Here is a 25,428-nt window from a genome sequence, read left to right on the forward strand (position 1 = left end):
TCGTGACAACAAGTGCAGCGTGCCTCAGTTAGGCATGCCCTTGCTGTCCTGCTTGTCCTCGCGGTACTGGCGCTCCAGCTGGTGCAGGCGCGCATCGACCTCGGACAGCGTGTAGAAGTCGCCGTCGCCGGCCTTGCGCGCGATCTGCAGCTGCTCGATCGCGGCCTGGTAGGCGCCGTCCATCGCATACTTCTCGGCCAGCGCCTGGTGCTGCTGCAAGCGCTTGCCCTGGCCCGCGTAGGCGCGCGCCAGCAGCTCCCACCAATCGCTGCGGCTGGTCTCCTGGCGCGTGCGTTCGCGCAGGAAGCGCACGGCTTCTTCATAGCGGCCTGAGCCGACCAGGGTATCGGCATAGGCAATCGCCACCGCATGCGACAGCGGGAACGCCTTCATCGCGGCAGTGGCCTGGGACAGCGCATCGGGCACGCGGCCCTGGGCGCGCGCCAGTTCCACCGCCATCACGTCCAGCATGGGGCTGCCCGAAGTGGCGCCGGGAATATTGCCGTAGAGACGGCGCGCCTCACCCAGCGCCTGCTCGGCGGCGGCGTAGCGGCCCAGGCGCTGCTCCGTGAACGCGATCCCGTAATACACCGCCGGCAGGCGCAACGCCGAGGCCCCGGACATCTGCGCCTGCAATGCGGCGCGCAGATTCTGCAAGTCGCTGGGCGAGCTCTCCTGGATCGCGCGAGCCCGCATGCGGGCGAATTCATACTCCGGCGTGTTGGACACCTTGCGCGCCGCGACGTGCCTGACGCGATCCTGCATGTCGGCAATCCGCTCGGAGGTCAGCGGGTGGGTCCGCACATAGGACGGCACCGAGTTTTCAGCAGTCCCCAATGCGCGCTGCAGCCGCATGAAGAAGTCCGGCATGCCCTGCGGGTCGAACCCCGCCGCGGTCAGGATCTGGAAGCCGACCCGGTCGGCCTCGCGCTCGGCCCCGCGCGAGAACGACAGCTGGTTGGCGATGGCCGCCCCCTGCCCGCCCATGGCCAGCGCCGCCGCCGCATCCGGGCTGCGCGTGGCGGCCAGGCCCGCCAGCACCATCGAGGCCAGCGCGATCCACATCGACTGGTCCTGCGAGGTGATGCCGCGCGCGATATGCCGCTGCATCACGTGGCCGATTTCATGGCCCAGCACCGAAGCCAACTCAGATTCCGTATCGGACTGCACCAGCAGCCCGGTATGCACGCCGACATAGCCGCCCGGCAGCGCAAACGCGTTGATGCTGCGGTCACGCACCGCGAACAGGTCAAAGCCGGTGGCAAAGGTGCCCGCACCGGTCGAGCCGGAGATATTCTGGCGCCGTGCCGCCTGCACCAGCCGGTAGCCCAGCGCGTTCAGGTAATCGGACAACAGCGGATCCGGCACGTACAGCGGGTCGCGGCGGATATCGCGCATGATGCGGTCGCCCAGGCGCTTTTCCATGTCGGGCGACAGCGACGCCGTGGACGGGTCGCCCAGATCCGGCAGCTGCACGCCGCCGGCCTCCACCACCGCGTTGTTGGTACGCAGGCCGAACTCAGACTTCTGGCCCGCCTTCACGCTGCGGTTCAGGTTGTCATAGACCTGGTCGCTGGCCTCGCCCGAGATGGCGGGCACCGGCTGCGACGGCCTGGCCGCCGGCGCAGCCGCCACCGGCGTGGCTGGCGCCGTGGTCGTGCGCGGCGTACCCTGGGGCCAGGCCGGCGCCGCGAACGTCAGCGCCAGCAGCGCCGCCAGCGGCCGCCGCCATGGCGTCCATGCGCCGCCAGCGCGGCAATGGCTGTCGTCGCCGGGATGTGACGCGGAACCGGCAGGAACAGCGTCCGCCACGGCGCCAGGGCCGCGTGCGGCAGACCTGCGAAGCGATGGGTGTTTTGGCATGTTGCTATGATAGCGGCCTCCCGTGGCCGTTCCCATCGGATGCTTCCCAAGGACGCTGGCGGCCACCTGCACGCAGTTCGCACTGAAGCTCTCGATCATGACCCAGCTCACCCATTTCGATACCGCCGGACAAGCCCACATGGTCGACGTCGGCGACAAGGCCAGCACCCACCGCGTCGCCGTGGCCACCGGCACCATCACCATGGAGCCCGCCACCTTCGCGCTGGTGCGCGACGGCAGCGCCAGGAAAGGCGACGTGATCGGCATCGCCCGCGTGGCGGCGATCATGGCCACCAAGCGCACCGCCGACCTGATCCCGCTATGCCACCCGATCGGCCTGACCAAGGTGGCGGTCGAGTTCGCGCTGGACGAGGCCACGGCCACCGTCGCCTGCACCGTGCGCACCGAAACCCGCGGCCAGACCGGCGTGGAGATGGAAGCGCTGACCGGCGTGCAGGTGGCGCTGCTGACGATCTACGACATGTGCAAGGCAGTGGACCGCGGCATGGTGATCGGCAATGTGAAGTTGCTGGAAAAGCATGGGGGCAAGTCGGGGGATTGGGTGGCGGCCGGCTGACCTCCCCACGTGACGCCTGCAACACGCGCCGCGATGGGCTGTGTCACGACGTCTTACGCCAACGTCGTTCCCCGGTAATAAAGGTAACGCCGCATTTCCAGCCGCGCCGCCGTGGCGCCGGCGCGGGACAATTTGGTATTCAATACGATTGCAGGCCCGCGCTGGTTGCGGCCTGCTGACCCTGTCCGTGGCGTGCCATGCGGTGCGCGCGGGGATGAGGTGGATACCATGAACGGGCGCATGCTCTGCCAGATCGCCCTGGCACTGGCGGCCACGGCCGCAGGCGGCGCCGCCCTCGCCGGGCGGGCCGATCTCCACGATGCCGCTTTACACGATAGCGACGCACGCGACGGCTTTATCAAGACGCGCACGCGCGTCGGCGTGGGCCTCTATTTCGGGCCCGGCGTGTTCTACGGCGGCTACCCGTATGGCTACCCCGCCCCGTACTACTACCCGCCCGCCGTGGTCACCGCACCCGCGGCGCCGCCGCAGTACATCGAACAGGGACCGAACGGCCCCGTGCCGGTCCCCGGCCCGGACGGCGTAGCGCCGCAGCAAGGCTGGTGGTACCACTGCAACCAGCCCGAAGGCTACTACCCCTATGTGCAGGCCTGCCCCGACGGCTGGCAGCGCGTACCGGCACAGCCGCCGCCCAACTCCTGATGCGGGGTGACACCATGCATGCCCTGACCCGCGCCACGCTGGCCGTGGCCACCCTGACCCTCGGCGCCTGCGCCGTGATGCCTGCCGGCCCCAGCGTGATGGTGCTGCCGGGCACCGGCAAGAGCTTCGACCAGTTCCGCGCCGACGACTACAACTGCCGCCAGTTCGCCCTCGGGCGGGTGGGCGGTGTCTCATCCTCGCAGGCCGCCAACAATGCTGCCGTCGGCAGCGCCGTGGTCGGCACCGCGCTGGGCGCAGCGGCGGGCGCGGCGTTCAATGGCGGTTCGGGTGCGGCGGTGGGTGCAGGCGTCGGCCTGCTGACTGGCGCGGCGGTCGGCGCGGGCAATGCCCAGTACGCGGGTTACGGCACGCAACAGCAATACGATGCCGCCTACGTTCAGTGCATGTACGCCAGCGGCAACCGCGTGCCGGCCCCCGGGCGCGTGGCCGCCGCGCCGCCGCCGGCGCCGCGGTACTACTACTATCCGCCGCCCCCGCCGCCGGTCTATTACAGCCCGTATCCGTACTATTAGGTCAGTCCCGGGGCCATTCGGAGTACCGACGCGAACGGTCGCCAACCCATGCGCAGAATGCCTGCGGGCGTTCGTCTGGTGCCAGGTCGCGGCATGCCTTCGCAATCGCAGCGTATTGCGCAACTTCATCGCCAAGGTAGTACCAGCGCAGCCGTTCCATCCACTGGCGGCCTTGCGCAGGATCGCCGGTCAGCGCCAGCAACCATGCGGTGCGCGCGATCATGGTCGGCGTAGGCAGCAGGTGGACGGCGGCGATGTGGGCGGGCAACAACTCTGCCGCATTGGCCGGCGTAATGGTGGCCTGGCCGGCAGCATCGGCGTGCGCATGCTGGCGGAACCAGAAGCGCGGCATCGGCAAGGCGTTGCGGCCTTCGCTGCTAGCATATTCGCGGGCTTCGGCGCGGCGGTAGTCTTGCCACATGGTGGCCAGTACGACCGCAGCCACCACGACAAACGCGATCGCCAGCCCCCGTGCCACTGGCATCGGCACGCGCCAACGCCCGAAGCCCGACGGCTCCAGCCAACCGAGCATGAAGCAGAACGGCAGGAAGAAATAGAGGTAATGCAGCGGGTATTCGAGCATCGAATGCGCGCACAGCATGGCCAGCCAGGTGAGTATCAGCACGGTCTGCTTGCGCTCTTCGCTATCGCCGTGCCACAGGCGAACGCGAACCACGCGCCATAGCCAGGCCAGCAGGATCAGGCCGACGCCTGCGGTGCCGACGATGCCCGTCTTCGCAAGCAGGTCGAGGATGGCGTTGTGGGCGTGCAGGGACATCTCCACCTTCACGCCGACTTGCTGCATCTGCTGGAATTGCGCCCAGCCGAACTCGCCCCAGCCGACGCCGAACCAGGGGTGAGCACGGAACATTGCCAGCGCATGCGTCCACAGCGCGCCGCGCGCGGACATCTGGTCTTCGGCTTCGAGTTGCGCGATGGTGTCGAACAGGCGCCAGTCGAACGCTTGTCCTGCCGCGCGGATCGTAGGCTGCAGGATCAGCAGCATCGCCACCATCGCTACTGCAGCTACGACCAACCCGACCGGACGTTGCATAGGATCCGAGTCACGTCGAGCGCCTCGCGCCAGCCACGCCGCGGCCAGCGCGTAGAAGGCAGCCAGGCCAACATGCAGCACGCCGGTGCGCGAGCCGGACAGCACGATGCCGCTTTCCAGCAAGGCCACGGCGGCGAGCCACATCGGGAAACGCAAGCGGCCACGCGAGGCCAGCCACACTGACGCCACCAACGCCAGGCCTTCAACGGTGGCCTGGTGGTTGGGCTGGTTCAGGTTGCCCCACAGGCGGCGGTTGTTGTCGTAGAAGTAGGTGGAGACTAAGCCGAAAGCGCGGGGCTCGAGGTGGAAAAGCTGCACCCATTGCGTGACGGTGCCTAGCAGACCGGCGATTAGGAAGGCCGTGGCGAGGGTGTCGCCGATGTTCTGAGTGGATGCCGCAGGCGTGCCTCGGTACGACCATACCGCGCATGTCACCGTTGCGCCTAAGAACAGCGTGAGGATGGTGGTAACGCGGCTACCGGTGATGTCGTGGTGGCCAGTGGCGCCCAATACAAGGCCGACGGCGACCAGCCAGAGAAACAGCAGTGACACCCACGGCAGCGACACGGCAGGCGATGCCCCGGGGCGGCGACGCACATGGATCGCGAGGACGGCGAGCGCGCAGAGCGCGGCTGTCCATTCGCCATAGAACGTCGCAAGCGGTAGCGTGTGCCGGGAGACTAGCAGCGGGACGACGATTGCTGCGATGAGGGCGGCCGACGGTAGGAAGGGCCTGGACGGCTGCATCGGGGCGCCTGTTTAGGGGAAAAGGCGCATGATAGCTTGGGGCGTAGACAAGGAAAAAGCGCCCGAAGGCGCTTTTTCTACGCAAGCCAGCACGTGCGATCAGGGGCAATCGCCCGAACCCGGCTTGAAGGCACGCGAGATATTCGCTGCAGTGCAAGTCGAACCCGAATTCGTCCACGTCAAAGCGTTGCTGTTAGCGACGTACGTGGGCGTATCAACGATAGTAAGAGCAACGCCTGCTGCGTCGGTGGCGCCTGTGGTCACTGTGATAGCGCCATCGACGACCGCCGTCGCAGTTGCCACGGTGATATTCTTCGTTACGTTGATACTGGGGATACCGTTGGCGCCCGAATCGCAAGCCGTAAGAGCCCCCAGTTCTTGGTAGCACATTGAGACGGCAGTTTTGACAGCAGCCAGTTCCGACATTGCACCGGACGCACGAGTGCGCGAAGTGTAGTCACTGTATTGCGGAATAGCGATAGCAGCCAAAATACCAATGATCGCCACCACGATCATCAGTTCGATCAGCGTAAAGCCCTTCTGGACACGACGGCCCAGTTTCTTCAGTTGTTGTACCCGTTGCATGATTTGACCCCTCGAAGAGATTTTAGTTGAGCGTTGCACGTCTTCGGTTTCGTGACGCGGGGACTATTGAGCAGTAAGCGTGCCAGCAGCATCCCCCATCCGTAGGGGGTGAAAAGCGACAAATTTCGTCACCCATCAGGGGGATGCTCGCCAGTTGCGCCAAAATTTGTCACTCAGGCCCGCTATCACAGGTCAAACCGACAAAATGTGCGATCACTCACATGAGTTAGTTGGCTAAGGCACCGACGGCCGCCGTGCCGGCGCGCCAACGAAAAAGGGCGGCCAGATGGCCGCCCTTCTCGCTTGGGCGGAACCTCGTCAGGCTGCCTGTACCGACCGGCGACGCAGCAGCTTGCCCATGATCACCACCAGGATCGCGCCGGCGGCGCCGAATACCAGGTGGGCGTGCGGCACGTGGACTTCGAACCAGGCGGCGTCGACCGGGTCGCTGACCAGCATTTCGCCGGCCAGGTAGCCCAGCAGCGCGGCGCCCAGCACGATGATGACCGGGAAGCGCTCCATGACCTTCAGCAACAGCGTGCTGCCGAACACGATCAGCGGGATCGACAGGCCCAGACCGATGATCAGCAGCATCAGCTGGCTGCCCTCGGGACCCTTCTGCGCAGCGGCGGCCACGGCCACCACGTTGTCGAGCGACATCACCAGGTCCGCGATCAGGATGGTGCGGATGGCGGCCCAGATATTGTCCTTGCCGTCGTGACCTTCCTCGTCGTCATCGCCGGTCAGCAGTTGCACGCCGATGTAGACCAGCAACAAGGCGCCGACGATCTTCAGGTACGGCAGGCTCAGCAGCTTGACCGCGGCCACGGTCAGCACCACGCGCATGATGATGGCGGCGGCGCTGCCCCAGAAGATGGCTTTCTTCTGCTGGGCGGGCGGCAGGTTGCGCGAGGCGAGCGCGATCACCACCGCGTTGTCGCCGGACAGGATGATATTGGTCAGGATGATCGATCCCAACGCAATCCAGAAAGTGGTGGAAGACAGCAGTTCCACAGCAGGGCTCCTCGATTTTTTTAGGTGGCAACCCCGTCATCTGACGGGGTTTCGGATGTCTCAAAACACGAACATGACTGTTTACCTGACGAACCTTTCGATTGGATTTCAATCTTGTAATGTTTCGCCTAGGGGTATCCCTGAACCTGTCCGCCAGAAAGACAATGCCCCCGCGCGGGCGGGGGCATTGAGATGCTTGTCATTCCCGCGCAGGCGGGAACGGCAGGCCTGGTTACAGCATTGCCTTCAGCAGGCGGCCCATCTCCGACGGGTTCTTGGTCACCTTGATGCCGCAGGCTTCCATGATTTCCAGCTTGGCCTGGGCGGTATCGGCACCGCCCGAGATCAGCGCGCCGGCGTGGCCCATGCGCTTGCCCGGAGGCGCGGTCACGCCAGCGATGAAGCCAACCACCGGCTTCTTCATGTTTTCCTTGATCCAGTAAGCCGCGTTGGCTTCGTCCGGACCGCCGATCTCACCGATCATGACCACGGCGTCCGTTTCCGGATCGTCGTTGAACATCTTCATCACGTCGATGTGCTTCAGGCCGTTGATGGGGTCGCCACCAATGCCGACAGCCGACGACTGGCCCAGGCCCAGCGCGGTCAGCTGGCCCACAGCTTCGTACGTCAGCGTGCCCGAGCGCGACACCACGCCGATGCGGCCCTTCTTGTGGATGTGGCCCGGCATGATGCCGATCTTGATTTCGTCCGGCGTGATCAGGCCCGGGCAGTTCGGTCCCAGCAGCAGGGTCTTCTTCTTCTCGCGGCGCATGCGGTCCTTGACTTCCATCATGTCGCGCACGGGGATGCCTTCGGTAATGCAGACCACCAGGTCCAGGTCGGCGTCAACGGCTTCCCAGATCGCGGCAGCGGCGCCTGCGGGCGGCACGTAGATGACCGACACGGTGGCGCCGGTCTGGGCCTTGGCGTCCTTGACGCTGGCGTAGATGGGAATGCCTTCGAAGTCTTCGCCGGCCTTCTTCGGGTTCACGCCTGCTACGAAGGCGTTCTTGCCGTTGGCGTAGTCGCGGCAGCCACGGGTGTGGAACTGGCCGGTCTTGCCGGTGATGCCCTGGGTGATGACCTTGGTGTCTTTGTTGATCAGAATCGACATGCTGTAATCCTTTGCTTGGCTACGAGCGGCGCGCGCAAGGGCGCATCAAAGCGCCTGCGCACCGCCCGCGTTCGCGTATGGTTGCGTTCGTGCGACGGCTTACTTGCCAGCGGCAGCGGCCACCACCTTCTGGGCGGCTTCTTCCATCGTGTCGGCCGAGATGATGGGCAGGCCCGAGTCGGCCAGCATCTTCTTGCCGAGGTCTTCGTTGGTGCCCTTCATGCGCACGACCAGCGGCACCGTCAGGTGCACGGCCTTGGAAGCGGAGATCACGCCTTCGGCGATCACGTCGCAACGCATGATGCCGCCGAAGATGTTGACCAAGATGGCCTCCACGTTCGGGTTGCTCAGCATCAGCTTGAAGGCTTCGGTCACCTTCTCGGTGGTGGCACCGCCGCCCACGTCGAGGAAGTTGGCCGGCTCGCCGCCGAACAGCTTGATGGTGTCCATGGTGGCCATGGCCAGGCCGGCGCCGTTCACCAGGCAGCCGATGTTGCCGTCCAGCGAGATGTAGGCCAGGTCGAACTTCGAGGCTTCGATTTCGTTGGCGTCTTCTTCATCCAGGTCGCGGTAGGCAACGATTTCCGGGTGACGGAACAGCGCGTTCGAGTCGAAGTTGAACTTGGCGTCCAGCGCGATGACCTTGCCGTCGCCGGTCAGGATCAGCGGGTTGATTTCAGCCAGCGAAGCGTCGGTTTCATAGAACGCCTTGTACAGGCCTTGCAGGGCCTGGCGGGCTTGCGCCACGCTCGCGTCGGGCACGCCGATCTTGCGGGCGATGTCGTCGGCTTCAGCGTCGGTCAGGCCGACCGACGGCTCGATGATCAGGGTGTGGATCTTTTCCGGGCTGTGGGCAGCGACTTCTTCGATGTCCATGCCGCCTTCGCTCGAGGCCATCAGCGCGACCTTCTGCGAAACACGGTCCACCACCAGCGAAACGTACAGTTCCTTCTTGATGTCGGCGCCTTCTTCGATCAGCAGGCGGTTGACCTTCTTGCCTTCCGGGCCGGTCTGGTGCGTGACCAGCTGCATGCCCAGGATGTTCGAGGCGTAGGTCTTGACGTCGTCGATGCTCTTGGCAACCTTCACGCCGCCGCCCTTGCCGCGGCCACCCGCATGAATCTGGGCCTTGACGACCCACACCGGGCCGCCGAGCGTTTCTGCGGCCTTCAGGGCCTCGTCAACCGAGAACGCGGGGATGCCGCGCGGAACCGGCACATTGTATTTGCGCAGGATTTCCTTGCCTTGATACTCATGGATATTCATGCGTGTTTCCTTTCGGGTAGGCGTAAAAGGTAGAAGGGAAGAATCTGAAAGAAGACGAACTCTCTCGTCAGGCTGGCCAATCCTGAGAATCAGCCGGAGGTGCCGGTCGGCCGCTCGGCCGGGACAGCGTCGTTGCCATCATTGCCACGGTCGCCATTGGCCGCGGCAGGCGCCTGAGGCGCAGTTGCGACGGCAGGCGCTGCCTCGGCCCGTACCTTGGGCGTCGGCTGGTGACCATACCAGCGCGGGTAAAACTGACGAACCACCTCGCCATCGAAACGCAGGGCGTGGCAGCCATTCAACTGATAGGGCGGCTCCGGATTCTGGTCGTCCTCGCCGTTGTCGCGGATATTGATGACTTCACCGGCAAAGGCCTGGATCGCGGTGCTGGGCAGCACGCCAGCGGCCTCGGTCAGGTGCGAGCAACCGTGCATGCCGCCCAGGCGCTCGCGCACGGCCTTGCGAAAGCCCTTGCGCAGGTTCAGGCCGATCAGCTTGCGGTAAGCCGGGCCGATCGTGTCGCAATGGGACGGATACGGCACCCAGTCCGAGCAGGCCTCGGCATCCAGCACCGTCATTTCCTCATTGATCGTGACGCGCAGCCACAGGTCGTGCAGGGGCTGGCCTACCGGGCGGACGCGGTCGCCGGCCAGTTCGATGTCGCGAGGTTTGGTGTCGGTCAGGCGCACCTCGATATCCCACAAGCCGTCCTCTCTCTGGTACGCCTCGGCCGTAATGGCGCGACGGTGACGCTGGGAGCGGTTGACGGGCTGGGACAGAGGCATGGCCAGGCTGGAAATACGGGGGCTGGGGAACGGCGGTGCCGGAGCACCGAAAACCGGGGGAGTTTAACATGCCGCGCCGCTTTGGCCGGGAACATCCTTGCGCAGCAACTGTCGCGGCGGGATTGTCGGCCAACCATGGCGCATCAGGCCTCGCCACCCTCGTCGCCGTAGTCTTCGTCCGCACCCTGGATGATTTTGCCCACCACCGAACGCGAAAACCCGCGCGCCACCATGAAGCGGATCTGCTTGGCCCGCGCCTCGGGCGTGTCGGGTGGTGCTCCGAACCGCTTGCGCCAGACCTCACGGGCGCGCGCCACTTCCGTGGCGCGCAGCCGCTCCTGCAGATCACCCAGCTGCTCGCTGCCGAGCTTGTGGGTCTTGGCTTCCTGCATCACGCGCGCGGTGCCGTAGCGGGCGCCGCGGCGGTGCGCCAGGCTGTCGGCAAAGCGCTGATTCGACAGCCAGTTCTCGCGTTCCAGCGCGTCCAGCAACTGCTCCAGCTGCTCGGCCGACTCGGCATGCGGCGCCAGCTTGCGCGCCAGCTCGGCACGGCTGTGCTCGCGGCGCGACAGGTAGCCGACGGCACGGGCCTTCAGCGAAAGCGGGGGACGGGTTGCCATGGGTTGCCGGAATCTGTGAATGGGGGGCCCGCGCCAAGCAAAAAGGCCGGGGCATCGGCGATGCCCCGGCCTTCCGGATGGCGCAATGGCCGCTGGCGCGGTCAGTCCTCGACCGCTACTGCCGTGGCAGCCGCCGCCGTGGGGTTCATGGCCACCACGCCCAGTGCCGCGCGCACCTTGTTCTCGATCTCGTCGGCAATATCCGGGTTCTCGCGCAGGTATTCGCGCGCGTTGTCCTTGCCCTGGCCGATCTTGTCGCCGTTGTAGCTGTACCAGGCGCCGGATTTTTCAACGATCTTGGCGTCCACGCCCAGGTCGATGATCTCGCCCTGGCGCGAAATGCCCTGGCCGTACAGGATGTCGAAGAAGGCTTCGCGGAACGGCGGCGAGACCTTATTCTTGACCACCTTGACCTTGGTCTCGTTGCCGATCACGTCGTCGCCCTTCTTGATCGAGCCGATGCGGCGGATATCCAGGCGCACCGAGGCGTAGAACTTCAGCGCATTGCCGCCGGTGGTGGTTTCCGGCGAGCCGAACATCACGCCAATCTTCATGCGGATCTGGTTGATGAAGATCACCAGGCAGTTGGTGCGCTTGATGGTGCCGGTCAGCTTGCGCAGCGCCTGGCTCATCAGGCGGGCCTGCAGGCCGGGCAGGGAATCGCCCATTTCGCCTTCGATTTCGGCCTTGGGCACCAGCGCAGCCACCGAGTCGATCACGATCAGGTCGATCGAGCCCGAGCGCACCAGCGCGTCGGTGATTTCCAGCGCCTGCTCGCCGGTGTCCGGCTGCGAGATCAGCAGGTCGCCGACATTGACGCCCAGCTTGTTGGCGTAGCTGACGTCCAGCGCGTGCTCGGCGTCGATAAAGGCGCAGGTGCCGCCCAGCTTCTGCATCTCGGCCACGACCTGCAGCGTCAGCGTGGTCTTGCCCGAGGATTCCGGACCATAGATCTCGACCACGCGGCCGCGCGGCAGGCCGCCGACGCCAAGCGCGATGTCCAGGCCGAGCGAACCGGTGGATACCACCTGGATGTCCTTCTCGACCTCGCCGTCGCCCAGGCGCATGATCGAGCCCTTGCCGAACTGCTTCTCGATCTGGGAGAGCGCGGCGGCAAGCGCCTTCTGCTTCTCGGCGCTCACGCCGGCACCTGCCTTCTTGTCGTCCATGGTCGTCCTTGAATCAATGGTGTATAAATAGGCCGCATGTGGCGCGGCACCGGCATTTTCCGGCTCCAGCGCCGGCCCGGCTGTCTGCGCGGCCGCTCTCCAGGGGGTCTCCCCGGGCAGCCCCAGCGGAACGTGCGGGTACTGTATAAAAAAACAGTATGCTTGGCAAGCCCCATCGCGCCGCTTGCGCTGATTGCGCGCCGGCGCCGGCTATGCCGGCCACGGTGGAGACAACCATGCGCATTCTGATCGCCGAAGATGACGACGTGCTGGCCGACGGCCTGACGCGCTCGCTACGCCACTCTGGCTATGCCGTCGACCACGTCACCAACGGCCTGGAAGCCGATTCCGCGCTGTCGACCCAGACTTTCGACCTGCTGATCCTGGACCTGGGCCTGCCGCGTATGTCCGGGCTGGAAGTACTCAAGCGCCTGCGCGCGCGCGGCGCCATGCTGCCGGTGCTGATCCTGACCGCTGCCGACAGCGTCGACGAGCGCGTCAAGGGCCTGGACCTGGGGGCCGACGACTATATGGCCAAGCCCTTTGCCCTGTCCGAACTGGAAGCGCGCGTGCGCGCGCTGGTGCGGCGCGGCGCCGGCGGCGGCGCCACGCTGATGCGGCACGGGCCGCTGGCCTACGACCAGGTCGGGCGCATCGCCTATCTCAACGACCAGATGCTGGACCTGTCCGCGCGCGAGATCGGGTTGCTGGAGATCCTGCTGACACGCAGCGGCCGCCTGGTATCGAAAGAGCAGCTGGTGGACCACCTGTGCGAGTGGGGCGAGGAAGTCAGCAACAACGCCATCGAGGTCTACGTGCACCGGCTGCGCAAGAAGATCGAAGTCGGCGGCATCCGCATCGCCACCGTGCGCGGGCTTGGCTACTGCCTGGAGAAATTCCAGCCGGCGGTGGCCGCGCACGACTGATCCCCGCCCGACGCCACCGCAGGCCAAGCGACCGACCTGAGCGCAAACCGCCGAGATGAGCCTGCTGCGACTGCCCTGGCGGCGCGTGCCCCGCGCCGCGCCACCCCCTCCTTCCGCCGCCCCGCCCCCGGGCGCCGTCGACCAGGACCTGGCCGACGCACTGCCGCACCTGGAGGACGGCACCGCGCATCCGGCGCCGCGTTCGCTGTTCGGCGAGATCCTCGACTGGATGCTGGCGCCGCTGCTGCTGCTCTGGCCGATGAGCATCGCGGTGACCTACCTGGTGGCCAAGTCGATCGCCAACGGGCCCTTCGACCGCGCGCTGGAAGCCAGCGCCATCGTGCTGTCGCAGCAGGTGCGCGAGGTCAACGGGCGCATCACGCTGCAGCTGCCGCTGTCGGCGCGCGAGATCCTGCGCGCCGACGAGACCGACAACATCTATTACCAGGTGGTCGGCAAGCGCGGCGAATACGTCGCCGGCGACCACGACCTGCCGCTGCCGTCCGAAGAGGACCAGGGCCATGCGGGCCTGGTGTCCCTGCGCGATGACCGCGTGGCCGGCAACGACGTGCGCGTGGCCTACACCTATATCGACCTGAAGCAGGTCAGCGGCACCCAGCCGGTGCTGGTGCAGGTGGCCGAGACCCTGGACAAGCGCGCGCGCCTGGCCAACGAGATCATCAAGGGGGTGATCCTGCCGCAGTTCGTGATCCTGCCGCTGGCGGTGGTGCTGGTGTGGTTCGGGCTGTCGCGCGGGCTGGCGCCGCTGACCGCGATCCAGCAGCGCATCCGCGCGCGCAACCCCGGCGATACCAGCCCGATCGACGAACGCGCCGCGCCACAGGAGATCACGCCGCTGGTGGGTTCGTTCAACGACCTGCTGGCACGCCTGGACCAGTCGGTGCAGACCCAGAAGCGCTTTATCGCCGATGCCGCGCACCAGATGAAGACACCGCTGGCGGGCCTGCGCATGCAGGCCGAGCTGGCGCAGCGCGAGCAGTCGCCGGAAGAGCTGCGGCGCTCGCTGGCGCAGATCGCCGGCAGCTCTGAGCGCACCGCGCACCTGGTCACGCAGTTGCTGTCGCTGGCGCGCATGGAAAACCTGGCGGGCACCGGCGGCATGGCAGCGCTGGATCTCGCGGCGCTCGCGCGCGAGGTGGTCAAGGACTGGCTGCCGCAGGCCTGGGCGCGCGACATCGATCTGGGCCTGGATGCCGGCGACCATCCGGTGATGGTGCAGGGCAACCGCCTGATGCTGACCGAGATGCTGAACAACCTGCTCGACAACGCCATCCGCTACACGCCGCGCGGCGGGCATGCCACGGTGCGCGTCAGCGCCGATGCCTTCGAGCCGTTCGCCTACCTGGATGTGGAAGACACCGGCCCGGGCATTGCGCCGGCCGAGCGCGAGCGCGTGATGGAGCGCTTCTACCGCGTGCTCGGCACCAATACCGAAGGCAGCGGCCTGGGCCTGGCCATCGTGCGCGAGATCGTGCAGCAGCACGGCGGCGACGTCCAGATTTCCGACCACGTCTACCAGCCATCGCCACGGCTGGCCGGCGCGCATTTCCGCGTGACGCTGCGCCGGCCCGACTACCTTCCGCCCGCATGAACCCGCATGAACGACAGCCCCGCCCCCGATAGTGCCGAAGCCCGCCAGCGCCAAGCCTGGCGGCGCAACCTGCGCTGGATCTGCGGCCTGCTCGCGATCTGGTTCACCGTCACCTTCGTGGTGGCATGGTTTGCGCGCGACCTGCGCTTCGACTTCTTTGGCTGGCCGTTCTCGTTCTGGGTCGGCGCGCAGGGGGCGCTGGTGGTCTACGTGCTGATGGCCGCGCTCTACGCCTGGCGCATGAACCGCGCCGACGGCGAAGCCGAAGCCGACAACCTGGCCGCACCCGCCCCTGCGCCGTCGCAGGGCGCCTCGCGCGGAACAGGCGCCGATGCTGCATAGCCGCACCCCTGCAAAGCGCGCCATTCCGCCACACAAGTACATCGCCCCCCGCAGCGCAGCATCCAAACTCCCGCCAACGGCTAGCGTATACCCCGACATTTTTAGACGATTGCGCGCCCGGATCTGTCAGAACGCAGTAAGTTTCGCCACCCACAATCCTCTGCAACTCAGGCATAGCGGCCAGCCGCGCGGTCTTTCCCGCGCCACGCCCACCCGAGATCCATTCCAGACGGAGGAGACAATATGGCAAACGTGCAAAGCGCTGCAGTGCCCGGAGGGGGCGCGCAGAACGCACCGATGACAGCCGAAGAGCGCAAGGTGATCTTTGCCTCATCGCTGGGCACGGTGTTCGAGTGGTACGACTTTTATCTCTACGGCTCGCTGGCGGCGATCATTGCCAAGCAGTTCTTCGCCGGGCTGGATCCCACCTCGGCGTTCATCTTTGCGCTGCTCGCATTCGCCGCCGGCTTTATCGTGCGGCCGTTCGGCGCGCTGGTGTTCGGCCGCCTCGGCGACATGATCGGACGCAAGTACACCTTCCTGGTGACGATCCTGCTCATGGGCCTGTCGACCTTCATCGTCGGCCTGCTGCCGGGCTATGCCACCATCGGCTGGGCGGCGCCGATCATCCTGATCGCACTGCGCATGCTGCAGGGCCTGGCGCTCGGCGGCGAGTACGGCGGTGCCGCCACCTACGTGGCCGAGCACGCACCGCACGGCAAGCGCGGCGCCTATACCTCGTGGATCCAGACCACGGCCACGCTGGGCCTGTTCCTGTCGCTGATCGTGATCCTGCTGTGCCGCGAAATGACCGGGCCCAACTTCGAGACCTGGGGCTGGCGCATCCCGTTCCTGGTGTCGATCCTGCTGCTGGGCGTGTCGGTGTATATCCGCCTGTCGATGAATGAATCGCCGGCGTTCCAGCGCATGAAGGCAGAGGGCAAGACCTCCAAGGCCCCGCTGACCGAGTCCTTCGGCCAGTGGCGCAACCTGAAGATCGTGATCCTGGCCCTGCTCGGCCTGACCGCCGGCCAGGCCGTGGTCTGGTACACCGGCCAGTTCTATGCGCTGTTCTTCCTGACCCAGGTGCTCAAGGTCGATGCCAAGACGGCCAACCTGCTGATCGCCGGCGCACTGGTGCTCGGCACGCCGTTCTTCATCTTCTTCGGCTCGCTGTCGGACAAGATCGGCCGCAAGTGGATCATCATGGCGGGCTGCGCGCTGGCCGTGCTGACCTACTTCCCGCTGTTCAAGGCAATGACTCACTACGCCAACCCGGCGCTGGAGCGTGCCCAGCACAGCGCCCAGATCGTGGTCACCACCGACCCGAAGCAGTGCTCGTTCCAGGGCAGCCCGATTGCCCGCGAGATCGACTTCCGCAGCTCCTGCGACATCGCCAAGCGCACGCTGGCCCAGGCATCGGCCAGCTATGAAGTGGTCGAGGCCCCGGCCGGCACCGTGGCCACGGTCAAGATCGGCGACAAGGAGATCAAGGCCTTCGACGCGCAGCTGGTGAACGGCCACAGCTTCGACGACGCCAGCAAGAAGCAGATCGCGGCGTTCAAGAAGGAGGTGGGTGAATCGATGGCCTCCGCCGGCTACCCGACCAAGGCCGACCCGGCGCAGATGAACACGATCATGGTGCTGGTGATCCTGGTCATCCTGGTCATCTACGTCACCATGGTGTACGGTCCGATCGCCGCCATGCTGGTGGAGATGTTCCCGACCCGCATCCGCTACACCTCGATGTCGCTGCCCTACCATATCGGCAACGGCTGGTTCGGCGGCCTGCTGCCCACCATCTCGTTCGCGCTGGTGGCCCAGAACGGCAACATCTACTACGGGCTCTGGTACCCGATCATCATCGCAGCCATCACCTTCGTGATCGGCGCGCTGTTCATCCGCGAGACCAAGGACGTGAACATCTACGCCAACGACTGAGCGGTCGTCCGGCACTAACGGAAACGGCAGGCCATCCGGCCTGCCGTTTTTTTATGCATGGGCCCTTCGCGCAAAATCTTCGCAGGAAGGTGTTGACAGCCTCGAAAGCCCAGGTATAATCTCAGTCTTCGTTGGCGAATTAGCTCAGTCGGTTAGAGCGACGGAATCATAATCCGCAGGTCCGGGGTTCGAGTCCCTGATTCGCCACCATCTATTTGAAAAGCCGCGATCCCGCATGGGTTCGCGGCTTTTTTCTTTGGGTCGTTACCAGGGCGCGCAAGCGAGCCGCCCATCATGGGCGGCCACAGACAGCGCTTACCAGTAACGCACGCGCCCGGTATCGATGTGCACGAACTGGTCAGACTCGTAGAAGCCGACGCCCCCGCCCTGCAATGACTTGGCCGCGTCGCGCACGTCCGCCAGCGGCACGCCGGCCAGGCGGATGTCGATGGCCTTGCCGTCCATGTGCAGGCTGTGCCTGGCCACGCCGCCGCCGCGCGTGTTGCGCAGGCGCGAGTTGGTGGCCGGGCTGCGGAAGCCGGAAATGACCTGGAACGGCTGGTCGGTGCCAAGCTCGCGGCGGACCTGGAACAGCAGGTCGAACAGCTGCGGGTCGATCATGCCGACCTTGCCGGAGTAGTGGTCGCGCAGGAAGCCGTTGAGTGTCGTCAGCGCTTCGGGCACGAAGCGCTCGCCCACGGCGTAGACCAGCGAAACGCGTTCACCGGTATGGGTGTGGTCGAAGGCCAGCGTGCGGGCGTCCGGCAGGCTGGCCAGCGCCTGGCGCGGCGCCAGCGGCATCAGGCCGGCGGCAAGGGCCAGGCCTCCGGCGGTATGAAGAAAGCGGCGGCGTGCCTGGCGCGTCGCATCAGTCATGGTACTTCCTCTGAATATGCTAGTGGCGCCTCAGTGGGTGGTGCCAGAGGCGCTTGCGATAGCTGGTTGCTGGGGGCGTCCGTTGCGTTGCCGCAGTGCCTTGTCCAGCAATTTGTCGTGACCGTAAATGTCAGGCAAGAAGGATACACGACCATCGGCGCGCGCAATGGCCGTGCCATAGGCCAGCACCACCGGCAAGGGCTGCTGCAGGCGCACCGTATTGGACTTGCCACGCGTCATCGCTTCGCGGATCCGGGTCTCGTTCCAGTCCGGCATATCCTGCAACACGAACTGGGCCAATGCTACTGGGGCTTCCACGCGGATGCAGCCGTGGCTGAAGTCGCGCCGGTCGCGCTTGAACAGCTGCGGCGAGGGCGTGTGGTGCAGGTAGATGTTCTCGTTGTTGGGAAACACGAACTTGATATCGCCGAGCGCGTTCAGCGGCCCCGGCCGCTGGCGGATGCGCATGCGGCCGTTCAGCACTGCTTCGAGATTTTCCTCGGACAGCGTGGTCACGGCCTTGCCGTCGCCGGTGACGAACTCCAGCCCCTGCCGGTTGAAATAGGCCGGATCGCGGCGCAGGTGCGGCACGGTCTCGCGGCGCGCGATCGAGGGCGGGATGTTCCAGTACGGGCTGAACTCGATGTAGCGCATATCCTCCTCGAACAGCGGCGTGCGCGTATCCAGTGCCTTGCCGACGATCACCTTCATCTCGAGCTTGATGTCGAGCTTGCCGTCGTGGATCTCATAGGCGCGCAGCATGAACTCCGGCACATTCACCACGATCATGCGCGGACCGTCCAGCGGCGTCCAGCGCAGCCGCTCCATGGTCAGTTCGATTTGCCGCACACGGCTGGCAATGGGCAGGTTGAGTTGTGCCAGCGTGGCCGCGCCGATCACGCCGTCGGCCTCCAGGCCGTGGCGCGACTGGAACGCCTTGACGCCGTCGACCAGGGCGCCTTCGTAGCGGGCCGGCACCTGGGTGCCGGCGGGCAGGTCGCCCAGCGCAACCAGGCGTGCAGCCAGCGCCGCAGCACCGGCCCAGGGCTGGCCCGGCGTCAGCTTGCTCGCCGGCAAGGGTGGCAGCGGCTGCCCCCAGGCCGGCTGCTTCGCGATCTCGCGGTACCGCGCCAGGGCCTCCCGCAGCGTGCCATAGAGCGGGAAGGTGGGCGCTGCCTGGCGGATGGCATCGGGCAGCCGCTGCTGCGTGACGGCATCGCGCAGCCAGATGGCGGCATCGAAGGGCCGTTCCGCCTGCGGGGCAAAGTTGGCATGGACCGCGCGCGGGTTGACGCGTCCGCCGTGCAGGTCTGCCAGCATCCGCTCCATCGCGGCGCTCAGCGCGGCATCCACGCGTGCGGCCGCGTCCGGCGGCAATGCTGGCCCGCTGGCGGCCTGGGCCACGGCCTGGCGCAAGGCGTCGGCATCGTAGTCGCGCGGATCGAGGCCGTCGGCCGCGGCCGCGGCCAGCGCATCGACGGCCTGGCGGGCCGCCGGCACCGGACGGCCCTGCGCAAACCACATCGGTTCATTGGCGAACGCAGGCGTGGCCAGGTACGCGGCGGCACAGGCAAGCACCACAGCGCCCAGGCGGCGCGCGGCGGCATTCAGGGTCGGAGGCATCGGGCGGAAAGCTCGGATTCATCACACACGCCCACAGTCTACCCGCGATGGCGGCATGGTGCGGCAAGCCGCCCGGGGTGCGCGTCACCACACCAGCTGATGCCGGCGCGCGTAGTCCACCATTTCGACCAGGGAGCCGACATTGAGCTTGGCCATGATGTTGGCCTTGTGGGTGCTGACCGTCTTGCTGCTGATCAGCAATTGCGCCGCGATCGACTTGTTGGAATGGCCGCGCGCCAGGTATTGCAGGATGGTGATTTCGCGGTTGCTCAGCCGCGCAAAGCCGGATTCCCGCTGCTCGCCGATCTGGCGCACGGTCTCCAGCGTATGCATGGGAAATACCAGGTAGCCGCCCAGCACGCCGCGCACGGCCTGCATCACCTCGGCCAGCCCACGCTGCTTGACCACAAAGCCATGGGCGCCGGCGCGCAGCGCCCGCACCGACGCCAGCGTGGCATCGCTGTCGGACAGTACCAGCAAGGGCACGGTGGGCAGCGTCGCCGAGACGCGCCGGACAAAGTCGATGCCGGGATTGCCGAAGCGCTCGACATCGACCAGCACCAGCCCCGGCCGGTGCTCGCGGACCAGCCGGAACGCTTCCCGCATGCCATCCGTTTCCAGTACTTCACCGGCGCCCAGCTCAGCGCAGAGTTCAGCGGACAGCGTGGTGCGGAACGGGGAAGGTTCGTCGACGATCAGCGCGAGATGCAATTTGAGGCTCCTTAACGACTGGCATGGCTTGGCCTGGTGCCAAGGTTAAGGGGCCGGAGAGATCCTGACGCGCCGAATCCTCGCCGCGCAGATGCGGCAAAATCTGCATCAGAGTCAGACTTTTCTGCATCGCGCTGTTTTCGTACCGATGCCGCGGTCGGCGTTACCCGTTGGCAGCGTCAAGGACTTCAGTCAGCTTGCGGCTCGCATCCAGTGCCGCGGGGAACCCGCAGTAGACCGCGCTGTGCACCATCAGCTCGCGCAGTTCCTGCGGCGTAACGCCGTTGGCGAGCGCGCCACGCAGGTGCCCGGCCAGCTCCTGCGGCCGGTTCAGCGCAATCAGCATCGACACCGTGGCCAGGCTGCGCTGCTTGCGGTCCAGGCCGTCGCGGGTCCAGACCGTGCCCCAGGCGAACTCCGTCACCAGTTGCTGCAGGCTGGTGTCGCCCTGCTGCGCGGCGGCGTCCAGCGCGCGCTTGACGTGCTCGGGGCCGAGCACTTCGGTGCGCACGCCAAGACCGGCCTCGAAGGCCGGCGTGGGGGTATAGGCGGGAGGTTGGCTGGGTTCGGCCATGGCATGGGTCTCCGGTTTGGGTGGATGCCGCATGGTAGCCGAACCGATCAAGCAGATTCGAGAGGCCGCAGCATCAGTGCCGCGGCCCCAGGTCATTCCGTGCCTGCGGGCAGGAAGCGCGGCGCCGGCGCCGAACGCGGCACCTCGCGCTCGCCCTGCTGGTACAGCCGATACGTGCCGCGAGCCTGGTTGTGCGGATGGCGCGCGGCCTCGTCCAGGGTCAGCACGCGCGCAAAGCACACGTCGGTGCCGCCCAGCACTGCCTCCCAGTGGGTGCTGGGCTTGCCTGCGATGCACGCGGCAATGCGCGCCTTCACCGCGGGCCAATGGGCGCGGTCATACTGCGTGGCGGGGTCGATGTCGGTCAGTTCCAGCCGCTCGAGCAGCTCGCGGTAGAACTGCGGCTCAAGCGCGCCCAGCGTGATGGCGCGGCCGTCGGCACAAGGAAAGACGTCATAGAACGGCGAATCGTGGAAGGGGCTGGGTTGCGGGCCGCCCAGCGTGCCGGCTGCGCGCGACACCTGCACCAGCGAGCCCAGCATGGCGACGATATCGGTGATGGCTGCATCCACCACGCAGCCCTCGCCGCTGGCGCGCGCGCTCAGGATGGCGCTGGTGATGCCGAATGCCAGGCCAAGCGCGCCGGTGGCATCGCCCACCACGGTCGGCGGCACCATCGGCAGTGAGCCTTCGCGCGCGGCCATCGACAAGAGGCCGGTCAGCGCGATGTAGTTAAGGTCGTGGCCGGCGCTCTGCGACAGCGGGCCGGTCTGGCCCCAGCCGGTCATGCGGCCGTAGACCAGGCGCGGATTGCGTGCATGGCACACCTTCGGGCCCAGGCCGAGGCGCTCCATCGCGCCCGGGCGCAGCCCTTCGATCAGCGCGTCGGCGCCGGCCACCAGGTCCAGCGCGGCGGCCACGTCTTGCGGCGACTTCAGGTTCAGTTGCACCACGCGCTTGCCGTGCTCCAGCTCCATCTCAGGCGGCACGGGCTGGCCGCGCAGGATGCGGCGGGCATCCGGCGCGACCGGGCGGGTCACCAGCGTGACCTCGGCGCCCAGGCCGGCCAGCATCGCGCCGCACAACGGGCCGGGGCCGATGCCTTCGAATTCCACTACCTTGATACCGCGCAGGGGCAGCAGGTTGCCACGCTCACTCATGATCGTCGTCTCCGGAATCGCCGCCCGCCCGCGCCATGGCCGGGGGCAGCTTGCATTGAATTGGTATGGGATGGGCCGTGCCTGCGGCAGCGCGGGCGTGCCAATGCCTGCCGCGGGGCTCGGGAGCATGCTACGCGCCACCGCGTTGACGGGGCAATGGCCAAATGCTTCAGCCGGATTGACGGAATCCGTCAGCCGGCCGGCTATCGCACGGCGGGATCGGATAAATCCGATCCGACTTGATCTAAATCGGGTCCTGGCAGGACACTAGGTGCCATGATGGTTCCAGATGGCGGTGCCGCCTCATGGCGCACCGCCTGCCGACAGCCCCCATCCAGGAGATTCCCAACATGACCAATATCGTGCTCGCCACCGACGGCTCGGCCTTCAGCGACGCCGCGGCCCGTTTTATCGCCGAAGGCAAGCTGCTGCAGAGCGGCTTCACCGTGCATGTCGTGCATGTGGCGCCGGAAGTAAGCGGCCAGGTGCGCGCCTTTGTCAGCAAGGAGACCATCGACGACTGGCACAAGGAGGCCAGCGACAAGGCCATGGCGGCGGTCTGCGACATCCTGTCCGCAGCCAAGGTGCCGTTCGAGCGGCACCCGCTGCACGGCTTCGCGCCGGAGCGCATCGTTGCCTGTGCGCGCTCGGTCGACGCCGCGGCCATCGTGATGGGCACGCATGGCCGGGGTTCGTTCTTCGATGCGGTGATCGGTTCAGTCGCGGGCCGCGTGCTGGCGCAGGCCGAGTGCCCGGTGCTGCTGGTCAAGGCGCCTGAAAAGAAGAGCTGAGCAAAGCAGCGGAATACCGGCGCCCTGGCGGCGCCGCCCGGTAGGTCTCAGGCGCCCCACAGGGGCGCTTCGTCCATCAGCGCCACCTGTTCGCGCAGCTCCAGGATGCGGTCCTGCCAGTAGCGCGCCGTGCCGAACCACGGGAAGGCGGCCGGAAAGGCCGGGTCGGCCCAGCGGCTGGCCAGCCAGGCGCTGTAGTGCAGCAGCCGCAGCGTGCGCAGCGCTTCCACCAGCCACAGTTCGCGCGGCTGGAATTCGGCGAAGTCTTCATAGCCGGCAACGATATCGGCCAGCTGGTCCTGCATGGACGCGCGGTCGCCCTCCAGCAGCATCCAGATGTCCTGGATCGCCGGCGCCATGCGGCTGTCGTCGAAATCGACGAAATGCGGGCCCGGCGCGCCATGGGTGCCGCCGCGCGCATCGTCCTCGTCAATCCACAGCACGTTGCCGCGATGGCAGTCGCCGTGGGTGCGCAGCAGGCGCACCTCGCCGGCGCGCTCATAGCAGCGGCGCACGCCGTCCAGCGCCAGGTCCGTCACCGATTGCCACGCGGGCAGCAGGTCGGCGGGAATGCAGCCGCTGGCGAGCAGCCAGTCGCGCGGGGCAACGCCGAAGGTTTCCAGATCCAGCGCCGGGCGCGCCTGGTAGGGCTGCGTCGCCCCCAGCGCGTGGATGCGGCCGATAAAGCGGCCGAGCCAGGTCAGCGTGTCGGAACGGTCCAGCGCGGGCTCGCGGCCGCCGCAGCGGGGGAATACCGCGAAACGGAAGCCGGCGTGATGCAGCAGCGTGCCGGCCTCGCCCGGTGCCAGCACCATGGCCGGCACGGCCGGGATCTCGGCATCGGCCAGCTGCTGCACGAAGGCGTGTTCTTCCAGGATGGCCGCGTCGGTCCAGCGGCCCGGACGGTAGAACTTGGCGATGACCGGCGCGGCATCTTCGATGCCCAGCTGCCAGACGCGGTTCTCATAGCTGTTGAGCGCCAGCAGGCGCCCGTCGGGGCGCAGGCCGGCGCCTTCCAGCGCGTCCAGCATCAGCTCCGGCGTCAGGCCGGCGTAGGGAACGCCGGGGTCGGCCGGGGCGTCGGGCGCGTGCATGGTGTCAGCCTGTCCCGCTCAGCGCGCCGGCTTGCGGTTGCCGCCGAGCAGCGCGGCCTGCGGCGCCGGACGGCGATTGCGCGCCGGTGCCGGTGCCGCGTCGTGCGGCTGGCGCGCGGGTTGAGCCGTGGTCCGTTGCTGGCGCGCCGGCTCCTGGCCATCGCGGCGCGGTGCGGGATTGCGCGCGCCGCCGGCGGGCTGGCCGCCACGGTTGCCATTGGCTGCACCGTTGCCGCGCTGGCCGCCTTCGGCAGCGCGCGTGCGCGGCTGGCCGCCCTGGGCTTGCCGCGGCGCAGCCTGCGCTTCGCGCGCCGGGCGTTGGCGCTGGGCGCCCTCGCCTTCGTTGCCGGCCGGACGCGCCTGGGCGCGTCCGCGGCCCTGGCCTTGTCCTTGCCCCTGGCCACCACCGCCACGCTGTTGCCGGCCCTTCTGGATCGGCTCGGGGGCGATGCTCGGGTCAACCTCGAAGCCCGGCAGCGCGGTCTGCTCGAGCTTGCGCTTGATCAGGCGTTCGATATCGCGCAGCAGCGCAATCTCGTCCACGCAGACCAGCGAGATCGCTTCGCCCTCGGCGCCGGCGCGGCCGGTGCGGCCGATGCGGTGCACATAGTCCTCGGGCACGTTGGGCAGGTCGAAGTTGACCACGTGCGGCAGCTGGTCGATGTCGATGCCGCGCGCGGCGATATCGGTTGCCACCAGCAGCCGCAGCGTGCCGGTCTTGAATTCCGACAGCGCGCGCGTGCGCGCCGACTGGCTCTTGTTGCCATGGATCGCCAGTGCCGACAGGCCGTCCTTGGTCAGCTGCTCGGCCAGGCGGTTGGCGCCGTGCTTGGTGCGCGTAAACACCAGCACCTGGTGCCAGTCATGCTGGCGCACCAGGTGGGCCAGCAGTTCACGCTTGCGCTCGCGGTCCACCGGGTAGACGCGCTGGTCCACGGTTTCAGCCGTGGTATTGCGCCGCGCCACCTCGATCGAGGCGGGGTTGTTCAGCAGGCGGTCGGCCAGCGTGCGGATATCGTCCGAGAACGTCGCCGAGAACAGCAGGTTCTGGCGCTTGGCCGGCAGCACGTTGAGGATCTTGCGGATGTCATGGATGAAGCCCATGTCGAGCATGCGGTCGGCTTCATCGAGCACCAGCAGTTCCACCTGCGACAGGTCGATGGTGCGCTGGGACACGTGGTCCAGCAGGCGGCCGGGCGTGGCCACGACGATCTCTACGCCGCGCTTGAGCTGTTCGATCTGCGGATTGATGCCGACACCGCCGAACATCACCATGGAGCGCAGGCGCAGGTATTTGCCGTAGTTGCGCACGCTCTCTTCGACCTGGGCGGCCAGTTCGCGCGTGGGCGTCAGCACCAGTGCGCGCACCGGCAGGCGGGCCGGACGCTGCGCGCCATTGGCGCCGCGCGCCGCGGAGTCGGACAGCATCTGCAGCATCGGCAGCGTAAAGCCGGCGGTCTTGCCGGTGCCGGTCTGCGCGCCGGCGAGCAGGTCACCGCCCTTGAGGATGGCGGGGATCGCCTGGGCCTGGATGGGAGTCGGCGTGGTGTAGCCCTGTTCGGCCACGGCACGCACAATCTTGTCGGACAAGCCGAGTTCAGAAAAAGACATGAATTGCTGCTTGGGCCATCGCTGCGCACGCGGTGCGCCAAACGCCGGATGGCTCCTGGTAATCGGATCGGAATCGGAACGCGAACGCCGGGAAGCCGGCATGGCAGGGCACCGGCCCGCCCGCGAAGGAAAGAGCGGTAGTGTACCAGTCCGGGACAAGCGGGTTCTGCACCGGGC

24 protein-coding genes and 1 tRNA gene are annotated in these 25,428 nt (G+C 67.0%); 9 read left to right on the top strand and 16 right to left on the bottom strand.

What is annotated here, in order from left to right:
• Positions 1-24 precede the first annotated feature (24 nt).
• Positions 25-1,863, bottom strand: a complete 1,839-nt coding sequence (locus tag ACW4E8_RS02655; RefSeq protein WP_456803104.1) for a beta-barrel assembly-enhancing protease — start codon at positions 1,861-1,863, stop codon at positions 25-27.
• 97 nt (positions 1,864-1,960) lie between these two features.
• On the opposite strand from ACW4E8_RS02655, the gene moaC reads away from it, so the two are divergent.
• From moaC to ACW4E8_RS02670, 3 genes are all read left to right on the top strand, one after another.
• Positions 1,961-2,440, top strand: a complete 480-nt coding sequence (moaC, locus tag ACW4E8_RS02660; RefSeq protein ID WP_456803105.1) for a cyclic pyranopterin monophosphate synthase MoaC — start codon at positions 1,961-1,963, stop codon at positions 2,438-2,440.
• Positions 2,441-2,668: 228 nt separating this feature from the next.
• On the top strand, positions 2,669-3,103 hold the full coding sequence (locus tag ACW4E8_RS02665; protein WP_456803106.1) for a hypothetical protein: 435 nt from the start codon (positions 2,669-2,671) through the stop codon (positions 3,101-3,103).
• 14 nt (positions 3,104-3,117) lie between these two features.
• Positions 3,118-3,636 (top strand): hypothetical protein, encoded by a 519-nt coding sequence (locus ACW4E8_RS02670; protein WP_456803107.1) that lies wholly within the window; start codon positions 3,118-3,120, stop codon positions 3,634-3,636.
• A 1-nt stretch (position 3,637) separates the two neighbouring features.
• Here the strand turns inward: ACW4E8_RS02670 and ACW4E8_RS02675 are convergent, their stop codons facing one another.
• The 8 genes from ACW4E8_RS02675 to recA form a co-directional block, all read right to left on the bottom strand.
• A complete protein-coding gene (locus ACW4E8_RS02675; protein ID WP_456803108.1) occupies positions 3,638-5,437 on the bottom strand; it encodes a PglL family O-oligosaccharyltransferase in 1,800 nt (599 codons plus the stop codon).
• Positions 5,438-5,536: 99 nt separating this feature from the next.
• Positions 5,537-6,022 carry a pilin gene (locus ACW4E8_RS02680; RefSeq protein WP_456803109.1) on the bottom strand — a complete coding sequence of 162 codons (486 nt, stop codon included), beginning with the start codon at positions 6,020-6,022 and terminating at the stop codon, positions 5,537-5,539.
• Between the two features lie 318 nt (positions 6,023-6,340).
• The gene (locus tag ACW4E8_RS02685; RefSeq protein WP_456803110.1) at positions 6,341-7,036 is read right to left on the bottom strand and encodes a TerC family protein; all 696 of its coding nucleotides are present in this window, start codon (positions 7,034-7,036) and stop codon (positions 6,341-6,343) included.
• 232 nt (positions 7,037-7,268) lie between these two features.
• Positions 7,269-8,150 carry a succinate--CoA ligase subunit alpha gene (gene sucD / locus ACW4E8_RS02690; protein WP_439671270.1) on the bottom strand — a complete coding sequence of 294 codons (882 nt, stop codon included), beginning with the start codon at positions 8,148-8,150 and terminating at the stop codon, positions 7,269-7,271.
• 99 nt (positions 8,151-8,249) lie between these two features.
• Positions 8,250-9,416, bottom strand: coding sequence for an ADP-forming succinate--CoA ligase subunit beta (sucC, locus tag ACW4E8_RS02695; RefSeq protein WP_013955623.1), 1,167 nt, complete (start codon positions 9,414-9,416; stop codon positions 8,250-8,252).
• Between the two features lie 89 nt (positions 9,417-9,505).
• Complete coding sequence (locus tag ACW4E8_RS02700; protein ID WP_456803111.1) at positions 9,506-10,201, bottom strand: DUF2889 domain-containing protein; 696 nt, start codon at positions 10,199-10,201, stop codon at positions 9,506-9,508.
• A gap of 143 nt (positions 10,202-10,344) precedes the next feature.
• Complete coding sequence (gene recX / locus ACW4E8_RS02705) at positions 10,345-10,821, bottom strand: recombination regulator RecX (RefSeq protein WP_456803112.1); 477 nt, start codon at positions 10,819-10,821, stop codon at positions 10,345-10,347.
• Between the two features lie 101 nt (positions 10,822-10,922).
• Positions 10,923-11,990 carry a recombinase RecA gene (gene recA, locus ACW4E8_RS02710; RefSeq protein WP_414219176.1) on the bottom strand — a complete coding sequence of 356 codons (1,068 nt, stop codon included), beginning with the start codon at positions 11,988-11,990 and terminating at the stop codon, positions 10,923-10,925.
• 236 nt (positions 11,991-12,226) lie between these two features.
• Here recA and ACW4E8_RS02715 point away from each other — a divergent pair, with 236 nt between their 5' ends.
• From ACW4E8_RS02715 to ACW4E8_RS02735, 5 genes are all read left to right on the top strand, one after another.
• Positions 12,227-12,916 carry a response regulator gene (locus ACW4E8_RS02715; protein WP_456803113.1) on the top strand — a complete coding sequence of 230 codons (690 nt, stop codon included), beginning with the start codon at positions 12,227-12,229 and terminating at the stop codon, positions 12,914-12,916.
• Positions 12,917-12,971: 55 nt separating this feature from the next.
• A complete protein-coding gene (locus ACW4E8_RS02720; RefSeq protein ID WP_456803114.1) occupies positions 12,972-14,528 on the top strand; it encodes a sensor histidine kinase N-terminal domain-containing protein in 1,557 nt (518 codons plus the stop codon).
• Positions 14,529-14,534: 6 nt separating this feature from the next.
• Positions 14,535-14,870, top strand: a complete 336-nt coding sequence (locus ACW4E8_RS02725; protein WP_456803115.1) for a DUF4212 domain-containing protein — start codon at positions 14,535-14,537, stop codon at positions 14,868-14,870.
• A 243-nt stretch (positions 14,871-15,113) separates the two neighbouring features.
• The gene (locus tag ACW4E8_RS02730; RefSeq protein WP_456803116.1) at positions 15,114-16,811 is read left to right on the top strand and encodes an MFS transporter; all 1,698 of its coding nucleotides are present in this window, start codon (positions 15,114-15,116) and stop codon (positions 16,809-16,811) included.
• Between the two features lie 133 nt (positions 16,812-16,944).
• Positions 16,945-17,021: transfer RNA gene (locus ACW4E8_RS02735), tRNA-Met, on the top strand.
• A gap of 105 nt (positions 17,022-17,126) precedes the next feature.
• On the opposite strand, the gene ACW4E8_RS02740 is transcribed toward ACW4E8_RS02735, so the two are convergent.
• From ACW4E8_RS02740 to ACW4E8_RS02760, 5 genes are all read right to left on the bottom strand, one after another.
• A complete protein-coding gene (locus ACW4E8_RS02740; protein ID WP_456803117.1) occupies positions 17,127-17,687 on the bottom strand; it encodes a YcbK family protein in 561 nt (186 codons plus the stop codon).
• Positions 17,688-17,717: 30 nt separating this feature from the next.
• Complete coding sequence (locus tag ACW4E8_RS02745; RefSeq protein ID WP_456803118.1) at positions 17,718-19,310, bottom strand: L,D-transpeptidase family protein; 1,593 nt, start codon at positions 19,308-19,310, stop codon at positions 17,718-17,720.
• Between the two features lie 84 nt (positions 19,311-19,394).
• The gene (locus ACW4E8_RS02750; protein WP_456803119.1) at positions 19,395-20,021 is read right to left on the bottom strand and encodes a LuxR C-terminal-related transcriptional regulator; all 627 of its coding nucleotides are present in this window, start codon (positions 20,019-20,021) and stop codon (positions 19,395-19,397) included.
• A gap of 163 nt (positions 20,022-20,184) precedes the next feature.
• Complete coding sequence (locus ACW4E8_RS02755) at positions 20,185-20,595, bottom strand: carboxymuconolactone decarboxylase family protein (protein WP_456803120.1); 411 nt, start codon at positions 20,593-20,595, stop codon at positions 20,185-20,187.
• A 92-nt stretch (positions 20,596-20,687) separates the two neighbouring features.
• Entirely contained in the window at positions 20,688-21,755 is a 1,068-nt protein-coding gene (locus tag ACW4E8_RS02760) for a CaiB/BaiF CoA transferase family protein (protein ID WP_456803121.1), read from the bottom strand.
• A gap of 350 nt (positions 21,756-22,105) precedes the next feature.
• Between ACW4E8_RS02760 and ACW4E8_RS02765 the strand changes: the two genes are divergently transcribed.
• Positions 22,106-22,546 (top strand): universal stress protein, encoded by a 441-nt coding sequence (locus ACW4E8_RS02765; protein ID WP_041227749.1) that lies wholly within the window; start codon positions 22,106-22,108, stop codon positions 22,544-22,546.
• A gap of 47 nt (positions 22,547-22,593) precedes the next feature.
• Here the strand turns inward: ACW4E8_RS02765 and ACW4E8_RS02770 are convergent, their stop codons facing one another.
• Together ACW4E8_RS02770 and ACW4E8_RS02775 are read right to left on the bottom strand one after the other, a co-directional pair.
• On the bottom strand, positions 22,594-23,640 hold the full coding sequence (locus ACW4E8_RS02770) for a serine/threonine protein kinase (RefSeq protein WP_456803122.1): 1,047 nt from the start codon (positions 23,638-23,640) through the stop codon (positions 22,594-22,596).
• Positions 23,641-23,658: 18 nt separating this feature from the next.
• On the bottom strand, positions 23,659-25,251 hold the full coding sequence (locus tag ACW4E8_RS02775) for a DEAD/DEAH box helicase (RefSeq protein ID WP_456803123.1): 1,593 nt from the start codon (positions 25,249-25,251) through the stop codon (positions 23,659-23,661).
• Positions 25,252-25,428 lie beyond the last annotated feature (177 nt).

Source organism: Cupriavidus sp. CP313 (assembly GCF_054072015.1).

Coding starts and splice junctions, on each gene's coding strand:
- ACW4E8_RS02775 (WP_456803123.1), bottom strand. CDS start 25,251: ATGTCTTTTTCTGAACTCGGCTTGTCCGACAAGATTGTGCGTGCCGTG.
- sucD (WP_439671270.1), bottom strand. CDS start 8,150: ATGTCGATTCTGATCAACAAAGACACCAAGGTCATCACCCAGGGCATC.
- ACW4E8_RS02715 (WP_456803113.1), top strand. CDS start 12,227: ATGCGCATTCTGATCGCCGAAGATGACGACGTGCTGGCCGACGGCCTG.
- ACW4E8_RS02765 (WP_041227749.1), top strand. CDS start 22,106: ATGACCAATATCGTGCTCGCCACCGACGGCTCGGCCTTCAGCGACGCC.
- ACW4E8_RS02665 (WP_456803106.1), top strand. CDS start 2,669: ATGAACGGGCGCATGCTCTGCCAGATCGCCCTGGCACTGGCGGCCACG.
- ACW4E8_RS02680 (WP_456803109.1), bottom strand. CDS start 6,022: ATGCAACGGGTACAACAACTGAAGAAACTGGGCCGTCGTGTCCAGAAG.
- ACW4E8_RS02655 (WP_456803104.1), bottom strand. CDS start 1,863: ATGCCAAAACACCCATCGCTTCGCAGGTCTGCCGCACGCGGCCCTGGC.
- ACW4E8_RS02725 (WP_456803115.1), top strand. CDS start 14,535: ATGAACGACAGCCCCGCCCCCGATAGTGCCGAAGCCCGCCAGCGCCAA.
- moaC (WP_456803105.1), top strand. CDS start 1,961: ATGACCCAGCTCACCCATTTCGATACCGCCGGACAAGCCCACATGGTC.
- ACW4E8_RS02745 (WP_456803118.1), bottom strand. CDS start 19,310: ATGCCTCCGACCCTGAATGCCGCCGCGCGCCGCCTGGGCGCTGTGGTG.
- ACW4E8_RS02720 (WP_456803114.1), top strand. CDS start 12,972: ATGAGCCTGCTGCGACTGCCCTGGCGGCGCGTGCCCCGCGCCGCGCCA.
- ACW4E8_RS02760 (WP_456803121.1), bottom strand. CDS start 21,755: ATGAGTGAGCGTGGCAACCTGCTGCCCCTGCGCGGTATCAAGGTAGTG.
- ACW4E8_RS02730 (WP_456803116.1), top strand. CDS start 15,114: ATGGCAAACGTGCAAAGCGCTGCAGTGCCCGGAGGGGGCGCGCAGAAC.
- ACW4E8_RS02770 (WP_456803122.1), bottom strand. CDS start 23,640: ATGCACGCGCCCGACGCCCCGGCCGACCCCGGCGTTCCCTACGCCGGC.
- ACW4E8_RS02675 (WP_456803108.1), bottom strand. CDS start 5,437: ATGCAGCCGTCCAGGCCCTTCCTACCGTCGGCCGCCCTCATCGCAGCA.
- recX (WP_456803112.1), bottom strand. CDS start 10,821: ATGGCAACCCGTCCCCCGCTTTCGCTGAAGGCCCGTGCCGTCGGCTAC.
- ACW4E8_RS02755 (WP_456803120.1), bottom strand. CDS start 20,595: ATGGCCGAACCCAGCCAACCTCCCGCCTATACCCCCACGCCGGCCTTC.
- ACW4E8_RS02700 (WP_456803111.1), bottom strand. CDS start 10,201: ATGCCTCTGTCCCAGCCCGTCAACCGCTCCCAGCGTCACCGTCGCGCC.
- sucC (WP_013955623.1), bottom strand. CDS start 9,416: ATGAATATCCATGAGTATCAAGGCAAGGAAATCCTGCGCAAATACAAT.
- ACW4E8_RS02740 (WP_456803117.1), bottom strand. CDS start 17,687: ATGACTGATGCGACGCGCCAGGCACGCCGCCGCTTTCTTCATACCGCC.
- ACW4E8_RS02670 (WP_456803107.1), top strand. CDS start 3,118: ATGCATGCCCTGACCCGCGCCACGCTGGCCGTGGCCACCCTGACCCTC.
- recA (WP_414219176.1), bottom strand. CDS start 11,990: ATGGACGACAAGAAGGCAGGTGCCGGCGTGAGCGCCGAGAAGCAGAAG.